Raw genomic sequence first — 15,072 nt, forward strand, 5'->3', positions numbered from 1 at the left:
TAACGGATGACGCGCACCGTGAGATGGTTCACGCGATGCCCGATCATCCTGTCACTTCGTGAGACGGTTCGCGCTCGGTGGGGTCGGCGTGCCGTCCGGATGATGGTGTGGACCGGATTGAGTGCATTTCGTGCACGCGAGAGTCGCGTGTACTGCTCGGCGGATGGAGGAGACACCGTGGGACTGTTCGACAGATTCAAGCGCTCGAGTCGATCCCGAGGCGGAGCGTCGTCGTCCGACAGAGCGCATCTCGCCGACTGGACGGCCGCCCGCATCGGCGTCGAGGCCTACGTCGAACCGGAGACGACGGTCACTCCGATCACCGTGGTGCTGGTCGCGAACGACGGTGAGTGGACCCGCCGCGCGGTGGGCGGCGAGAAGGGCGCCCGCAAGCTGGGCGAGGACCTGAAGATCCCGGTCTACGACGTGCGCAAGACCGGGTATCCGCAGCGGATGCGGGACCACGACGCCCGTCAGAAGATCATCCGACGGCGCGAGCAGGGAGCCTGAGCTCCCCGCCCACGCAAGTGGTGCCGGGGGGTGGTCAGCCCTGCTCGGCGATGTCCTCGAGCACCGAGATCATGGTGCGCACCGGGACACCGGTGCCGCCCTTGCTCGTGTAGCCGTGCGGCCCGCCGGTGTTGAAGGCCGGCCCGGCCACGTCGATGTGCGCCCACTGGACGCCCTCGGCGACGAACTCCTTCAGGTAGAGCCCGGCCGCGAGCATGCCGCCCCACCGGTGGTTGGTGACGTTGGCGAGGTCGGCGACGCGGGAGTCCAGATCGGGTCGCAGTTCGGCCGGCAGCGGCATCGCCCAGGCGTTCTCGCCGATGCGCTGCGAGATGGCAGCGACGCGGTCGCGGAACACCTCGGTGCCCATGACACCCGGGGTGCGTGTGCCGAGGGCGACCATCTGCGCTCCGGTCAGGGTCGCGGTGTCGATGAGGTAGTCCGGATCGTCCTCGCAGGCGCGCACGATGGCGTCGGCGAGAATGAGGCGGCCCTCGGCGTCGGTGTTGATGACCTCGACCGTGGTGCCGCCGTACTGGGTCAGCACGTCGCCGGGACGCTGCGCCGTGGACGACGGCATGTTCTCGGCCATCGGCACCGTCGCGGTGACGTCGATCGGCAGCTTCAACTTGGCCGCCAGCACCACCGTCGCGACGACGGCGGCCGCGCCGGCCATGTCCGAGGTCATGTTCTCCATACCCGCCGCGGGCTTGATCGAGATGCCGCCGGTGTCGAACGTGATGCCCTTGCCGACGAGAGCGACGGTGGGGGACTTCTTCTTTCCGCCGGACCAGGACAGCCGGACCAGGCGCGGCGGGCGGGACGAGCCCTTGCCGACGCCGACGATGCCGCCGTAGCCCCCGCGCTCGAGTGCCTTCTCGTCGAGCACCTGCACGGTGAGACCGGCCTCGGTGCCGAGGGCACGGGCGCGCTCGGCGAACTCGGCCGGGAAGAGGTGACTCGGGGGCGTGTTGACGAGGTCACGCGCGGTGGCGACCGCCTCGGCGACGGCCTCGGAGCGCGCGACTTCGGCGCGAGCCTGCTTGTCGCGCGGCGATCCGACGAGCAGATCCACTCGGGTGATCGGTGTCGCGTCGTCCGTGGGCGCCGACTTCTGCTTGTACTCGCTGAACTGGTAGGCGCCGAGGTAGAGGCCCTCCGCGGCGGCGGCGAGGCCGACGGCGGACAGGGTCGTCGCGACGTGGCCGATGCCGGTGAGAGCGCGCGCGGCCGAACCGGCTGCGCGACGCAGCACGTCGTCGGTGCGCTCGGCGGCGGTGCCCAGACCGACGGCGAGAACGCTGGCGGCGGGCAGGGACGAGGGTGCGGGAACGCGGGTGACCTGATCGGCCCGGCCGGTGGCGCCGAGGGCCGTGACCGCGGCGAGGACGTCGGCGGCGGCGTTCCCGAGGAAGTCCTCGCCGACGATGCGGACACCGTCGTCGGTCTTCTCGAGTCCGACGACGACGACCTCGACGGCCTTGTCGATGGTTCCGGCGAGGACCAGTTCGGGTCCGAGTGTGCGCTGCGACTGACTGCTCACGTGCTGCTGCTCCTGATGGTCGGGGACGGTCGGTGAGGGTGGAGCGACGCAGTCGATCGTATGCCGACCCCGACATCGGGCTCGTCTGAGTTAGCGTTCCCCACCATGAGCGAAGAGTTGTTGCACGGTCCGGTCCACGAGGCGCACGTCGCCCTCGGAGCCACGTTCGCCCCCTTCGGCGGGTGGACGATGCCGGTGTCGTACGCGGGCACCGTCTCCGAGCACACGTCGACGCGCACCACCGCGGGGTTGTTCGACGTGAGTCACCTGGGCAAGGCGGTCGTCTCCGGTCCCGGCGCCGCGGCGTACGTCGACTCGGTGCTGACCAACGCCCTCGACCGCATCGGGCCCGGCCAGGCGCAGTACACGTTGTGCTGCACGGAGAACGGCGGAGTGGTCGACGACCTCATCGCCTACCTCGTGTCCGACGACGAGGTCTTCCTCGTACCCAATGCGGCCAACACCGCCGCCGTGGTCGACGTGCTCGCGCAGGGAGCCCCGGCCGGCATCGAGGTCCGCTCGGCGCACCGGGAGTACGGTGTCCTCGCCGTGCAGGGACCGCGGTCGGCCGACGTCCTCGCCGCCGTCGGGCTGCCGTCCTCCCTCGATTACATGGCGTTCGAGGACGTCGCGTTCGGATCCGGCTCGGTACGGGTCTGTCGCACCGGCTACACGGGGGAGCACGGGTACGAGCTGCTGCCGCAGTGGGACACGGCCGCGTCGCTGTTCGAGGCGCTGCTGGGCGCGGTGCGCGAGGTGGGCGGCGAGCCCGCCGGTCTCGGAGCGCGCGACACGCTGCGCACCGAGATGGGCTACCCGCTGCACGGGCACGAGCTGTCCGTCGACATCAGTCCGCTGGAAGCGCGCTGCGGCTGGGCGGTGGGCTGGAAGAAGGACGAGTTCCGCGGACGCGACGCCCTCGTGGCGCAGAAGGAGGCGGGCGCACCCCGCACCCTCGTCGGCCTCCGCGCCGTCGGACGCGGTGTGCTGCGTCCGGATCTGACCGTCCTGCGCCCCGGGAATTCGGTCGGCACCGGAGAACCGGTCGGTGCGACCACGTCCGGCACGTTCTCGCCGACCCTCAAGGTGGGCATCGCGCTCGCGTTGCTCGACACCGCGGCGGGCGTCGCCGTAGGTGACGCGGTCGACGTGGACGTGCGTGGTCGGGCGATCGCGTGCGAGGTGGTCAGGCCGCCGTTCGTCGAGGCGCACGTGCGGTGAGATGCCACACCACGCTGCTTTAGAGTGTTCGGCATGACTGGCCTGGAATTCACGCGTCACGAGCACCCGTCGCCCGCCACCGCGGAAGCGCGGGCAGCGGTGTTGCAGGCGCCCGGGTTCGGCGTGCACTTCACCGATCACATGGTGGCCATCGACTACGACGCCGGCACCGGTTGGCACGATGCGGTGGTGACGCCCTACGCGCCGTTCCCGATGGATCCCGCGGCCATGGTTCTGCATTACGGGCAGGCCATCTTCGAAGGTCTCAAGGTCTACCGCCAGCCCGGCGGCAGTCTCGCGTCGTTCCGCCCCGGCGCGAACGCGGAACGCCTGCAGAGCTCGGCCGCGCGGTTGGCGATGCCGGCCCTGCCGGTGGAGCTGTTCCGCGAGTCGATCGAGCAGCTGCTCGCCGTCGACCACGAGTGGGTGCCCGTGGCCGGCGGCGAGGACGCGCTCTACCTGCGGCCGTTCATGTTCGCCACGGAGGCGGGGCTGGGCGTGCGCCCGTCGTCCTCCTACCGCTACCTCCTCATCGCCTCGCCCGCCGGCGCGTACTTCCCGCGCGGGGTCAAGCCGGTCAGCGTGTGGCTCTCCACCGAGTACGTGCGCGCCGCGCCGGGCGGCACCGGCGCCGCGAAGTTCGCGGGCAACTACGCGGCCTCCCTGCTGGCTCAGGCGCAGGCAGCGGACCAGGGCTGCGACCAGGTCGTGTGGCTCGACGCCCTCGAGCGCCGCTACGTCGAGGAGATGGGCGGGATGAACCTGTTCTTCGTCTTCGGCTCCGGACCCGACGCGCGGTTGGTCACGCCGTCCCTGTCCGGCTCGCTGCTGCCCGGCATCACGCGTGACTCGCTGCTGGCGCTCGCCACCGACGCGGGCTTCGCTGTGGAGGAGCGCAAGATCTCCACGGACGAGTGGCAGAAGAAGGCGGAGTCGGGCGAGATCACCGAGGTCTTCGCGTGCGGTACCGCAGCCGTGATCACCCCCGTCGGCAGTGTGAAGTCGGCCGAGGGCGACTTCCGCATCGGTACCGGAGAGCCCGGCGAGGTCACCATGGCGCTGCGCGACACACTCACCGGAATCCAGCGCGGCACCTTCGCCGACACCCACGGCTGGATGAGCACGCTGCGCGACTGATCGCTCAGCCGACGAGGCAGAGCACGAGCACCACGGCAGTGGTCAGCTCGATGCTCGCCCCGAGCACGTCACCGACGAGACCGCCGAATCGCCGGACGCAGTGCCGGGCGAGCAGAGTGACGGCAGCGAGTGCCACCGCGACGGCAGCCACTCCCTGCAGCGGGACGCCGGGGACGGCGAGCAGCCCGGCGGCGAGTGCCACGAGGACCCACAGGGTGACCACGGCGGGTGACTGCGACGCCGCCACGAGTGAGCCGAAGCCACTGCCGGTGGCGGCGGGCACCGAGCGGCGGCACACGATCACGACGGCGCACCGCGCCGCCACGGCCGCGACCACGATCGCGAGTGTGTCTCCCCGAGAGACGAGTTCACCCATGGCCACCGCCTGCACGCCGAGAATCAGAACGAGCGTCGCGGCCCCGAACGGTCCGGTGGAGCCGGACTTCATGATCGCCAGCGCACGCTCGGCCGGGCCGTAGGACCCGAGTCCGTCCGCGGTGTCCGCGAGCCCGTCGAGATGCATTCCGCGGGTCAGCAGCGCCAGGGTGCCGACGCCCAGCAGTCCCGCGAGCAGCGGCGGCAGGTCGGCGGCGACGCACAGCCACACAGCCAGTGCTGCCGCGCCGCCCAGTGCCAGGCCCACGAGCGGGACGATCCCGATCGCGCGGCGTGCGTCGTCGCGATCGACGGCGTCCGGACCACGCACCGGCAGCACCGTCAGCCAGGAGAACGCCAGGCGCACCGGGTCCAGGAACATCAGGGCCGCGTGCTCACTCCGGCATCGGAGAACGTCGCCATGTCGGCGAGTGTCGCGACGGCACCGGACAGGATCGGCAGCGCGACCATTGCCCCCGAGCCCTCGCCGAGCCGCATGGACAGGTCGAGCAGCGGATCGAGTCGCAGGTGCGCGAGCGCCAGCGCGTGCGCCGGCTCAGTCGACCGATGGCCGGCCAACCACCACGCCGAGGCACCGACCGAGAGATCGTTCGCGACCAGTGCCGCCGCCGTGACCACGACGCCGTCGAGCAGCACCGGCGTGCGACGCACGGCGGCCTGCACCAGGAAGCCGGTCATCGCGGCGAGATCGGCGCCGCCGACGGTGCGAAGCAGTGCGATCGGATCGCGGGTGACGGGGCGTGCACGCCGCAGGGCGTCCCTGATCGCGGCGGTCTTGCGGATCCACCCAGCGTCGTCGATGCCGGTGCCGCGTCCGACGGCCGCCACCGGTTCGGTGTTGGTGACGGCAGCGATCAGCACGGTGGCGGGGGTGGTGTTGCCGATGCCCATGTCGCCGGCGATCAACAGGTCGGCGCCGCCGTCGACCTCTTCGTCGGCGATGTCGCGGCCCGCTGTCAGGGCGGCGATCACCTCGTCCTGCGACAGTGCGTCCTCGCGGTCGATCGACCCGCTGGAGCGACGCACCTTGTGCGACGACACGGATTCGTCGGTGGCCGCGTCGACCGCGATGTCCACCACTCGCACGGTCGCACCGGACACCGTCGCCAACGCGTTGATCGCGGCGCCGCCGGCGGCGATGTTCGCGACCATCTGGGCAGTCACCTCGGGCGGGTACGCGGAGACCCCACCGCGGGCGATGCCGTGATCGCCGGCGAAGACCACCGCGCGAGCCCGAGCGAACCGATGCGGAGGACTTACGCCCTGGCACGACGCCACCCACACCGCGAGGTCTTCGAGGCGGCCGAGCGACTCCGCGGGCTTGGTCAACGACGACTGCCTGGCCCTCGCCTCACGGGCGATCTCCGCGTCAGGCGGATCCACCGGACGGAACAGTGCGGAACTCTCGGTCACCACGTGCCTCTCGATCGGTCCCCGGGTCGGTCAGTCGGTCCGTCGCTCGGCCGGGTGAGGGGGACGGACAACCCGGCCACCACCAGTGTCACCACGTCACACACCTGCGCGAGACGGGCGTTCGCGGCGCCGATCTCGTCGCGGAAGAGTCTGCCCGCCCGCGACTCCGGTATCACGCCCAGACCCACCTCGGGGGAGACCAGCACCAGCGGACCGTCGAACCGGTCGACGGCCGCCACCAGGTCGTCGACCGCGGCCACCACCGTGCCGCGCGGCGAGTCCCACGCGTGCAGATCGTCCAGCGCGCCGGTGAGCCAGGTTCCCAGGTCGTCGACCAGTGTGGGCACGTCGTCCCGAAGGGCCTCCGGCAGCGCCGCGTACGAGGTGATCTCGACGGTGGACCAGTGCTCCGGCCGCGTCCGTCGATGCCTGTCGATGCGGGCGTCCCAGTCGGCGTCCGCGCTGTTCCGACGCCCGGTGGCCACGTACCGGACCTCGGGGTGGCCTGCCAACAACGACTCCGCATGGCCGGACTTGCCGGACCGGGCACCTCCGAGGACGAGCGTGCGCGTCACCGCGGGTGCGCTCAGACCGCGTCGCCGGGGCCGACGCGAGGCTTGGGGGCACGCATCTTGCGGACCTGCGACGCGCGGACGAAGGAGTACCAGCCGAGCTTGAAGCCGCCGTCCGGAGTCTCGGGGAAACGGTCCCGCACCTTGTTGTTGACGCGGCGACCGAGTAGGTAGCCGTCGATACCCATGAAGATCATCATGATGAAGAGCGCGAGCGTGACGATCGACTGCACCGCCGGGCTGAGGAACAGCGCGACCAGCAGGATCAGAGCCATCGGCATGAAGAGCCCGACGAAGTTGCGACGCGAGTCGACCAGGTCACGCGCGTAGGCGCGGACAGGACCCTTGTCGCGGGGGAGGAGAAACTTGTCCTCGCCGGCCATCATGCGGGCACGCTGGTCCGCGGCCTTCGCGCGACGCTCGGCCGAAGCGGCCTTGCGCTCGTCCTTGCTGCCCCGCGTCGCCTTGCGTCGCGCTCGGGCCTCCTTGGCCGTCAGCGGTGCCGGTGCGACCGGGCCACGGCGGCGGCCCTCGGCCTCACGCCGGGAGGGCGTCGGACGGCCCTTGCCGAGGCTGACGTTGCCGCGGGTCTGCGCGGTGCTCTCGTCCAGGCTCGTCGACTCGTGGTCGACGGGGGTCTGGGTGTCGGACTTCTCACTCGACTTACCGAAGGGCAGCTTCACCCCCACAGGTTATTCGACGTTCACCACCACGCGAACACCGCAGTCGTGGGCTCTCCCGACCGGCGCTCCTCGTTAGAGTGTTCCGATGCGCGTTCTCATCGCCCCCGATTCCTTCGGAGACACTCTGACCGCGGCCGAAGCAGCCGCCGCCATCGCGGCGGGGTGGTCGAGCGCGCGCGACGACGAGCTGATCCTCGCGCCCCAGTCCGACGGCGGACCCGGCTTCGTCGATGCACTCGCGGCCGACGGCGGCGAGGTGATCGAGTCGACCGTGTCCGGACCTCTCGGCGACGCCGTGACCGCGCGCTGGTTGCTCGACGGCGCGACCGCCTACGTGGAGGTCGCGCAGACCGTCGGTCTCGCACTGCTCGGTCGCGTGCCGGATCCGGAATCGGCCGTCGCGGCGACCAGCAGGGGAGTGGGGCAGATCGTCGCGGAGGCGCTGACCCGCGGTGCGACCACCGTGGTGGTCGGTCTCGGTGGCAGCAGCTCGACCGACGGCGGCGCGGGCATGATCGAGGCCCTCGGGGGCCCCGACGCGGCGGTCGCGGCTCTCGCGGACGTCGACCTCGTCGCGGCCACGGACGTCGACAATCCGCTGCTGGGCCCCGCCGGTGCGGCCGCGGTGTTCGGACCGCAGAAGGGTGCGGACGCGGACACCGTGCGCGTCCTGGAGGAGCGGAACGCCGAGTGGTGCGTCGAGCTCGATCGCGTCGCCGAGCGCGCGGTGGCGGACCTGCCGGGGGCGGGTGCGGCCGGCGGTTTGGGCGCCGCGTTGCTCGCGCTGGGAGCGACCCGCACGTCCGGGGCCGATCTGGTGGCCGAGCGCACCCGTCGCCACGAGGTGATGCCGACGGTCGACGTGGTGCTGACGGGCGAGGGGAAGTTCGACTCGCAGTCGTTGCGCGGGAAGGTCGTGACCGCTCTCGCGGGGTCGGCTCGCGAGCACGGTGTGCGCACGGTGGTCCTCGCCGGTCAGGTGCGTCTGGGCGAGGACGACATGCGCGCGGCGGGCATCGAGTCGGCGCACTCGGTGACCGATTTCGCCGGATCGGTCGACCTCGCCATGTCGGACGCGCGTGCCCAGCTGACCGGACTCGCGGCGGACGTCGCCCGCACCGGCTCGTGGGCGTGACCGCCCCGGCGATCGTGTGGAATAGCGGGGTCGGGAGTACCGTTGACTGAGTTCGCCGGCGTTGTCGCCGAGAGGGCACGAACGATAGGGAGAACCCATGACTGTGCAGAACGACGTCGCCACCAGTGACGTGACCACCACCGACACCGAGACGCACGCTGTCCTGATGACCGAAGCGGCCTCGTCCAAGGCCAAGGCACTGCTCGATCAGGAAGGCCGCGACGACCTGGCGCTGCGCATCGCGGTTCAGCCCGGCGGGTGTGCAGGGCTGCGTTACCAGCTGTTCTTCGACGACCGCTCGCTCGACGGCGACCTGGTCAAGGACTTCGGCGGCGTCACGCTCGCCGTGGACCGGATGAGCGCGCCGTACGTCGAGGGCGCATCGATCGACTTCGTCGACACCATCGAGAAGCAGGGTTTCACGATCGACAACCCCAACGCCACGGGTTCGTGCGCGTGCGGTGACTCCTTCAACTGAGTCCCGAGCAGTCTCCCGCCGTCCCCGGCACCCTGCGTGGGTGCCGGGGACGACGTGTGTCCGGGGTGCGTCGTCCCGGGGCGTCCGTCTGATGGGGTTCACCCGCTCGTCACCCGGGTAAGGTTCACAGCAGTTCTCCTCCACCTGCTGCGAAAGGCCCTCGGACGTGACCATTGCGGTGTCCGGCTCCATTGCTACCGACCATCTGATGCGGTTTCCCGGTCGGTTCGCCGACCAGTTCCTCGCCGATCAGTTGGCACACGTCTCGCTGAGCTTCCTCGTCGACGACCTCGTCATCCGCAAGGGCGGGGTGGGCGGCAACATCGCCTACGCCATGGGTGTTCTGGGCGGCGCACCGTTGCTCGTCGGCTCGGTCGGTCCCGACTTCGCCGAGTACCAGACGTGGCTCGAGGACAACGGCGTCGACTGCTCCGCCGTCACCCTCTCCGAGACGGCTCACACCGCGCGTTTCGTCTGCACCACCGACGAGGACATGGCACAGATCGCCTCGTTCTACCCCGGCGCGATGACCGAGGCCGGCGACATCTCCGTCCACACCGTGGCTGAGGGGCGCGACCTGGAACTCGTCCTGGTCGGCGCCAACGACCCGGCCGCGATGATGCGCCACACGGCGGAGTGCCGCGAACTGGGCATCCCCTTCGCCGCGGATCCGTCGCAGCAGCTCGCACGTCTCGACGGAACGCAGGCCACCGAGCTCATCCAAGGTGCCGAGTACCTGTTCACCAACGAGTACGAGTGGGGCCTCCTCCGTCAGAAGACCGGGCTGACCGAACGCCAGATCCGCGACACCGTCGGCCTGCGCGTGACCACGCTCGGCAAGAACGGCGTCGAGATCGTCGGCGCCGACGGCACCGACATCCGCGTCTCCGTGGTCCCGGAGACCAGCAAGGTCGACCCCACCGGTGTCGGCGACGCGTTCCGCGCCGGCTTCCTCGTCGGCCGCGCCAACGGGCTGGGCCTCGAGCGCGCCGCCCAGCTCGGATCGTTCATCGCGGTGCTCGTGCTCGAGACCACCGGCACCCAGGAATGGACGCTCGTCCGTGACGACGCGATCAAGCGCCTCACCGACGCGTACGGCGACGAGGCCGCGGCCGAGATCGCCGCGATCCTCCCGCAGTAGTTCGCGTCTGCCGGCTAGAGCCGAACCGGGTACGTGGGTTCGGCGATGGCCGGCACGATGCGCTTCTCGACGAAGATGCCGTGCCACACCATGAAGATGAGCACGGTCCACAACCGGCGGCTGTGATCGCTGCGTCCCTCGCGGTGGTCGTTCAGCATGCGGGTGATAGCGGCCTTGTCGAGCAGGTGATCGGTCTGGGAATCGGCGATCTGCTGGTGCGCCCAGTCGAAGAGCTCGGTGCCCCGCAGCCAATGCCGAAGCGGCACAGGGAAACCCAGCTTCGCGCGGTTCAGTACATGATCCGGCACGATGCCGTCGAGTGCTTTGCGTAGCGCGTACTTCGTCGTCGATTTCGTGATCTTCTGCTCCAGCGGCAACTGCTCCGCCACCCGGAACACCTCGTTGTCGAGGAACGGCACGCGCAACTCCAACGAGTTGGCCATCGTGATCTTGTCGGCCTTCACCAGGATGTCGCCGCGCAGCCACGTGAACAGGTCGAGGTGCTGCATCCGCGCCACCGGGTCCCAGCCGACGGACTGCGCGTAGATCGGCGCCGTCACGTCCTGATGGGTCCACTCGGGCCGGAACTCGCGCAGCACCGACCGCAACTGCGCATCGTTGAAGCTGCGCGCATTGCCGTAGTAGCGCTCCTCCAGGCTCATCGACCCACGGTGCAGGAGACTCTTGCCGCGGGTGCCCTCCGGGATGCGCTCACTCAGTCGACCGGCGGCGCGTCGCAGGGAGGGTGGCAGCTTCTCGAACGGTGCGAGCGACAACGGCTCCCGGTAGATGGTGTAGCCGCCGAACAGCTCGTCCGCCCCCTCGCCGGACAGCACGACCTTGACGTGCTTGCGTGCCTCCTTGGCGACGAAGTAGAGCGGCACCAGCGCCGGGTCCGCCACCGGATCGTCCAGATACCAGACGATCTCGGGGATCGCCGCGGCGAACTCCTCGGGCCCGACGACCTTGATGACGTGCTTGGCGCCGATCGCGGCGGCCGACTCGGCCGCGACGTCCACCTCGGAGTAGCCCTCACGCTCGAAACCGGTGGTGAAGGTGACCAGATCCGGGTTGTGCCGCATGGCGAGCGCGGCGATCGCCGTGGAGTCGATGCCGCCGGACAGGAACGAGCCCACGGTGACGTCGGCACGCATGTGCTTGGCGACGGAGTCCTCGAGCGCCTCGGCGATCTCGCGGTAGCGCGCCGCCTCGGTGCCCGACGGGACGGGACGCACCGGGAACGTCGGCCGGAAGTAGCGGGTGACGGTCGGCTCGGAGCTGGGGGTCAGGCGAGCGGTGCAGCCGGACTCCAGGCGACGGATGCCCTTGTGGAGCGTCTCGGGTTCCGGCACGTACTGCAGCACCGTGTAGTGCTCCAGAGCGCGGGGGTCGAGCTCGTCGGACACGCCCAACGACTCCAGGAGTTCGAGGATGCTCTTCTTCTCACTCGCGAACGCGGTGCCCGCGGCGCCCGTCGAGTAGAACAGCGGCTTGATGCCGAACGGGTCACGCGCGAGGAACAGTTCCCGCTTATCGGTGTCCCACAGCGCGAAGGCGAACATGCCCCGCAAGCGTCGAACGGCGTCGTCGCCCCAGAAGTGGAACGCGGCGAGAATGGCCTCGCCGTCACCCTCGGTAGCGAACGTCGCGCCGTGCTCGCGTGCCAACGTCTCGCGCAGTTCGAGGTAGTTGTAGATCTCGCCGTTGAACACCAGCGCGTAACGCTCCGGACTCTCCTCGGGACCCCAGCGGAGCGGCTGGTGCGAGTGCTCGATGTCGATGATCGAGAGCCGGTTGAAGCCCAGCGCCAGATCGTCGTCGTGCCACGTTCCCGGCTCGTCCGGCCCGCGGTGTCGCATGCAGTGCGACGCGTGGCCGACGGCATCGACGACGTCTTCCGCGGATGCGTTCGACGTCAGCAGTCCCAGCAGTCCACACACGGTCGGTACGCCTCGTTTCGTTCGGGTGTCGGCCCGGTACAGGGCCTGGTCACAGGCGTCGCCGGGACCTCGACGGCCCGACGCGCATCGGTCCGAGTATGCCGCAGTGCGGCGGGAACGCCGAAGTGACCGGCCGGGCCCGGTGTCGTCGCCCAACTCGCACCCGACCCGACACGAGAACCGAGCCCGCTTTGGTCTACGCTGCGTAGTACACGAGTACCTCGTGCGTGCGAGCGACTTCGGTGGCTCGTCCGGACGGTTCTCGTACTCTCCATCTGGCAATCAGGAAGGCGTGATCGTGGCGCAGCGTGGTGGTGGATCCGGTCGTCGGACGACACGACGAGTCGGATTGGTGGCCTCTCTTGCAGTGGCCGCCGTGGTGCTGTCGGGCTGCGGCATCGACAATTCCGTACTTCGATTCGGATGGCCGTCGGGCGTCACGCCGCAGGCCGAACGGATGCGCGAGCTGTGGACGTGGTCCGTCATCGCAGCGCTCATCATGGGCGTCATCGTGTGGGGCCTGACCTTCTGGACGGTGGCGTTCCACCGCAAGAAGAAGGACTCGCCGGAATTTCCGCGCCAGACCGCGTACAACGTCCCGCTCGAGCTGTTCTACACGGCCGTGCCGTTCGTGATCATCGCCGTCCTCTTCTACTTCACGGTCGTCGTGCAGAACTACGTCCAGGAGAAGCAGGACAACCCCGACGTGGTCGTCGACGTCACCGCGTTCCAGTGGAACTGGAAGTTCGGCTACCGCACCGTCGATCTCAAGGACGGGCAGCCGCTGTACGACGGCACCGACCAGGAGCGCGAGCAGGCAGCCGAGGAGGCCGGCACCCCCGAGGGTGAGGAGCCGGGTCCGCTGTTCGGCCGCGAGAAGTCCGACCAGTCCTACCTGCACTACAACGAGGTCGAGACCGTCGGCTCCAGCTCCGAGGTTCCCATCCTCGTGCTCCCCACCGGCAAGCGGATCGAGTTCGAGATCGCGTCCTCCGACGTCATCCACTCGTTCTGGGTTCCCGAGTTCCTGTTCAAGCGCGACGTCATGCCGAACCCGGACGAGAACAACTCCGACAACGTGTTCCAGATCAGCGAGATCGAGCGTGAGGGTGCCTTCGTCGGACGCTGCGCCGAGATGTGCGGCACGTACCACGCGATGATGAACTTCGAGGTCCGCGCGGTCAGCCCCGAGGCGTTCGAGACCTACATGGCCGCGCGTCGCGACGGACAGACCAATGCTCAGGCACTGGAGTCGATCGGCGAAGAGCCCCGCGCGACCTCCACCTCGCCGTTCAACACCGACCGCACCCTCAAGGCTGCGACCGTGGCAGAAGGAAACTGACATCTCATGAAGATCGAAGCGAAACTCTTCGAGATCCTGACCGGGTTCTTCATCCTCGTCGGAATCCTCTACGGCGTGTTCACCGGCTTCTCGCGGACCGGTATCGAGTGGGCCGGCCTCACGGCCATCGCCCTCTCGGCGGGCCTGACGCTGATCGTCGGCACGTACTTCCGGTTCGTCGCACGTCGACTGGACACCCGTCCCGAGGACTACGACGACGCGGAGATAGCAGACGGTTCAGGCGATCTGGGCTTCTTCAGCCCCGGTAGCTTCTGGCCCATCATCCTCGCCGGATGCGCCGCCTTCATGGCACTCGCGTTCGCGTTCTACGAGCCCTGGATGCTCGCGGTCGGCGCACTCGCCATCATCGCCGCAGCAGCCGGACTGGTCTTCGAGTACCACGTGGGACCCGAGAAGCACTGACACAGCCGCATCCCGAACGCCCCCGGCCTGTGGTCGGGGGCGTTCGGCGTCGGTGGGTGCTCGGGTTACGAGCAGCGCCGCTGTCGGGCTCTCGTGTCGACGGTGGGGGCGGTCGTACGCCTTCGGATGGATGTGGGACTGGTGTCTCGCCGGCCGAACGCGCGATGATGGCGAGGTGTTCGAGAAGTTCGACGAATCGATGATCGACGTCGAGGACGCGTCGATCCTCACCCGGCACTGCGGCGCGGGCGATGACCCGGTGGTGCTCCTCCACGGGCACCCGCGTACGTCGGCGACGTGGCACCGTGTCGCCCCACTGCTGGTGGACGCGGGCCACACCGTCGTCTGTCCGGACCTGCGTGGGTACGGCCGCTCGCAAGGCCCGCCGCCGACGCCAGACCACTCTGCGCACTCGAAGCGGGCGATGGCCCGGGACATGGTGCAGGTGATGGCCGCACTCGGACACCGACGGTTCGCGGTGGTCGGTCACGACCGAGGAAGCTACGTGGCCCTGCGCCTGTCCCTGGACCATCCCAGCCTCGTGACCGCGCTGTCGTTGCTCGACTGCATCCCCATCAGCGAGCACCTCGACCGGGCAGACAGTCGATTCGCGACCCGATGGTGGCACTGGTTCTTCTACGCTCGGCCCGACCTCCCCGAGCGCGCCATCAGTGCCGATCCCGCAGCCTGGTACCGAGGCGATCCGGCCCTCATGGGAGCGGAGAACCACCGTGAGTGGCTGGCGGCGATTCACGATCCCGATGTCGTACGCGCGATGCTCGAGGACTACCGAGCGGGGATCACGGTCGACGCCGACCACGAACGCGCCGACCGGTCGCAGGGGACATCGCTGACGATGCCGGTGCAGGTGCTGTGGTCCACCCGGGACGACCTCGAGGAGTTGTACGGCGATCCGCTGACCATCTGGCGTTCATGGGCACCGGGTGTCGTGGGGCACGGAATCGACTCGGGGCACCACATGGCCGAGGAGGCCCCACGCGCGCTCGCCGGTGCGCTGCTGCCGTTCCTCGCCTCGGCGGGGCGGTCGAATCCGGTGCAGTAGTCCGCGCTCCACACGGTTCAGTGCACCAGATGCGCGGGAACGGGCACGCGGTGGGGGAGGGGAGGGGACACACGA

At 69.6% G+C, this 15,072-nt stretch carries 15 protein-coding genes; 9 read left to right on the plus strand and 6 right to left on the minus strand.

Features of this window, described 5'->3' with window-relative positions:
- Positions 1-177 precede the first annotated feature (177 nt).
- On the plus strand, positions 178-510 hold the full coding sequence (locus HQ325_RS18620; RefSeq protein WP_222631693.1) for an oxidoreductase: 333 nt from the start codon (positions 178-180) through the stop codon (positions 508-510).
- Positions 511-544: 34 nt separating this feature from the next.
- Here HQ325_RS18620 and HQ325_RS18625 read toward each other — a convergent pair whose 3' ends face one another.
- On the minus strand, positions 545-2,053 hold the full coding sequence (locus HQ325_RS18625) for a leucyl aminopeptidase (protein WP_222631695.1): 1,509 nt from the start codon (positions 2,051-2,053) through the stop codon (positions 545-547).
- 105 nt (positions 2,054-2,158) lie between these two features.
- Between HQ325_RS18625 and gcvT the strand changes: the two genes are divergently transcribed.
- Positions 2,159-3,274 carry a glycine cleavage system aminomethyltransferase GcvT gene (gene gcvT / locus HQ325_RS18630; protein ID WP_222631697.1) on the plus strand — a complete coding sequence of 372 codons (1,116 nt, stop codon included), beginning with the start codon at positions 2,159-2,161 and terminating at the stop codon, positions 3,272-3,274.
- A gap of 33 nt (positions 3,275-3,307) precedes the next feature.
- Positions 3,308-4,411 (plus strand): branched-chain amino acid aminotransferase, encoded by a 1,104-nt coding sequence (locus HQ325_RS18635; RefSeq protein WP_222631699.1) that lies wholly within the window; start codon positions 3,308-3,310, stop codon positions 4,409-4,411.
- Positions 4,412-4,415: 4 nt separating this feature from the next.
- On the opposite strand, the gene cobS is transcribed toward HQ325_RS18635, so the two are convergent.
- From cobS to HQ325_RS18655, 4 genes are read right to left on the minus strand one after another with little or no spacing between them, the layout of a single operon-like run.
- Complete coding sequence (gene cobS, locus HQ325_RS18640; protein WP_261778533.1) at positions 4,416-5,168, minus strand: adenosylcobinamide-GDP ribazoletransferase; 753 nt, start codon at positions 5,166-5,168, stop codon at positions 4,416-4,418.
- Complete coding sequence (gene cobT, locus HQ325_RS18645; RefSeq protein WP_374107240.1) at positions 5,168-6,223, minus strand: nicotinate-nucleotide--dimethylbenzimidazole phosphoribosyltransferase; 1,056 nt, start codon at positions 6,221-6,223, stop codon at positions 5,168-5,170. Before cobT ends, cobS begins: the two co-directional genes overlap by 1 nt.
- Positions 6,217-6,795: a bifunctional adenosylcobinamide kinase/adenosylcobinamide-phosphate guanylyltransferase gene (locus tag HQ325_RS18650; protein ID WP_308014688.1), complete on the minus strand. Its 579-nt coding sequence runs from the start codon at positions 6,793-6,795 to the stop codon at positions 6,217-6,219. The genes cobT and HQ325_RS18650 overlap by 7 nt, the downstream gene beginning before the upstream one ends.
- An 11-nt stretch (positions 6,796-6,806) precedes the next feature.
- Positions 6,807-7,475 carry a DUF3043 domain-containing protein gene (locus HQ325_RS18655; protein WP_374107241.1) on the minus strand — a complete coding sequence of 223 codons (669 nt, stop codon included), beginning with the start codon at positions 7,473-7,475 and terminating at the stop codon, positions 6,807-6,809.
- An 85-nt stretch (positions 7,476-7,560) separates the two neighbouring features.
- Between HQ325_RS18655 and HQ325_RS18660 the strand changes: the two genes are divergently transcribed.
- The 3 genes from HQ325_RS18660 to HQ325_RS18670 all read left to right on the plus strand — a co-directional run bounded on the left by HQ325_RS18660 (position 7,561) and on the right by HQ325_RS18670 (position 10,229).
- Positions 7,561-8,610, plus strand: a complete 1,050-nt coding sequence (locus HQ325_RS18660; protein ID WP_222631701.1) for a glycerate kinase — start codon at positions 7,561-7,563, stop codon at positions 8,608-8,610.
- Positions 8,611-8,707: 97 nt separating this feature from the next.
- Positions 8,708-9,088 carry an iron-sulfur cluster assembly accessory protein gene (locus HQ325_RS18665; RefSeq protein ID WP_027505809.1) on the plus strand — a complete coding sequence of 127 codons (381 nt, stop codon included), beginning with the start codon at positions 8,708-8,710 and terminating at the stop codon, positions 9,086-9,088.
- 166 nt (positions 9,089-9,254) lie between these two features.
- A complete protein-coding gene (locus HQ325_RS18670; RefSeq protein ID WP_027505810.1) occupies positions 9,255-10,229 on the plus strand; it encodes a carbohydrate kinase family protein in 975 nt (324 codons plus the stop codon).
- 14 nt (positions 10,230-10,243) lie between these two features.
- Here HQ325_RS18670 and asnB read toward each other — a convergent pair whose 3' ends face one another.
- On the minus strand, positions 10,244-12,169 hold the full coding sequence (gene asnB, locus HQ325_RS18675; protein ID WP_222631703.1) for an asparagine synthase (glutamine-hydrolyzing): 1,926 nt from the start codon (positions 12,167-12,169) through the stop codon (positions 10,244-10,246).
- A gap of 295 nt (positions 12,170-12,464) precedes the next feature.
- Between asnB and HQ325_RS18680 the strand changes: the two genes are divergently transcribed.
- The 3 genes from HQ325_RS18680 to HQ325_RS18690 all read left to right on the plus strand — a co-directional run bounded on the left by HQ325_RS18680 (position 12,465) and on the right by HQ325_RS18690 (position 14,997).
- Positions 12,465-13,511 carry a cytochrome c oxidase subunit II gene (locus tag HQ325_RS18680; RefSeq protein ID WP_374107255.1) on the plus strand — a complete coding sequence of 349 codons (1,047 nt, stop codon included), beginning with the start codon at positions 12,465-12,467 and terminating at the stop codon, positions 13,509-13,511.
- A 6-nt stretch (positions 13,512-13,517) separates the two neighbouring features.
- A complete protein-coding gene (locus tag HQ325_RS18685; RefSeq protein WP_027505813.1) occupies positions 13,518-13,934 on the plus strand; it encodes a cytochrome c oxidase subunit 4 in 417 nt (138 codons plus the stop codon).
- 175 nt (positions 13,935-14,109) lie between these two features.
- Positions 14,110-14,997, plus strand: coding sequence for an alpha/beta fold hydrolase (locus tag HQ325_RS18690; protein WP_222631707.1), 888 nt, complete (start codon positions 14,110-14,112; stop codon positions 14,995-14,997).
- The last annotated feature ends 75 nt before the right edge of the window (positions 14,998-15,072 follow it).

Origin of the sequence: Rhodococcus sp. BP-349 (assembly GCF_019835845.1) — a bacterium.
Taxonomy (GTDB): Bacteria; Actinomycetota; Actinomycetes; order Mycobacteriales; family Mycobacteriaceae; genus Rhodococcoides.

Coding starts and splice junctions, on each gene's coding strand:
- gcvT (WP_222631697.1), top strand. CDS start 2,159: ATGAGCGAAGAGTTGTTGCACGGTCCGGTCCACGAGGCGCACGTCGCC.
- HQ325_RS18635 (WP_222631699.1), top strand. CDS start 3,308: ATGACTGGCCTGGAATTCACGCGTCACGAGCACCCGTCGCCCGCCACC.
- cobS (WP_261778533.1), bottom strand. CDS start 5,168: ATGTTCCTGGACCCGGTGCGCCTGGCGTTCTCCTGGCTGACGGTGCTG.
- HQ325_RS18660 (WP_222631701.1), top strand. CDS start 7,561: ATGCGCGTTCTCATCGCCCCCGATTCCTTCGGAGACACTCTGACCGCG.
- HQ325_RS18665 (WP_027505809.1), top strand. CDS start 8,708: ATGACTGTGCAGAACGACGTCGCCACCAGTGACGTGACCACCACCGAC.
- HQ325_RS18685 (WP_027505813.1), top strand. CDS start 13,518: ATGAAGATCGAAGCGAAACTCTTCGAGATCCTGACCGGGTTCTTCATC.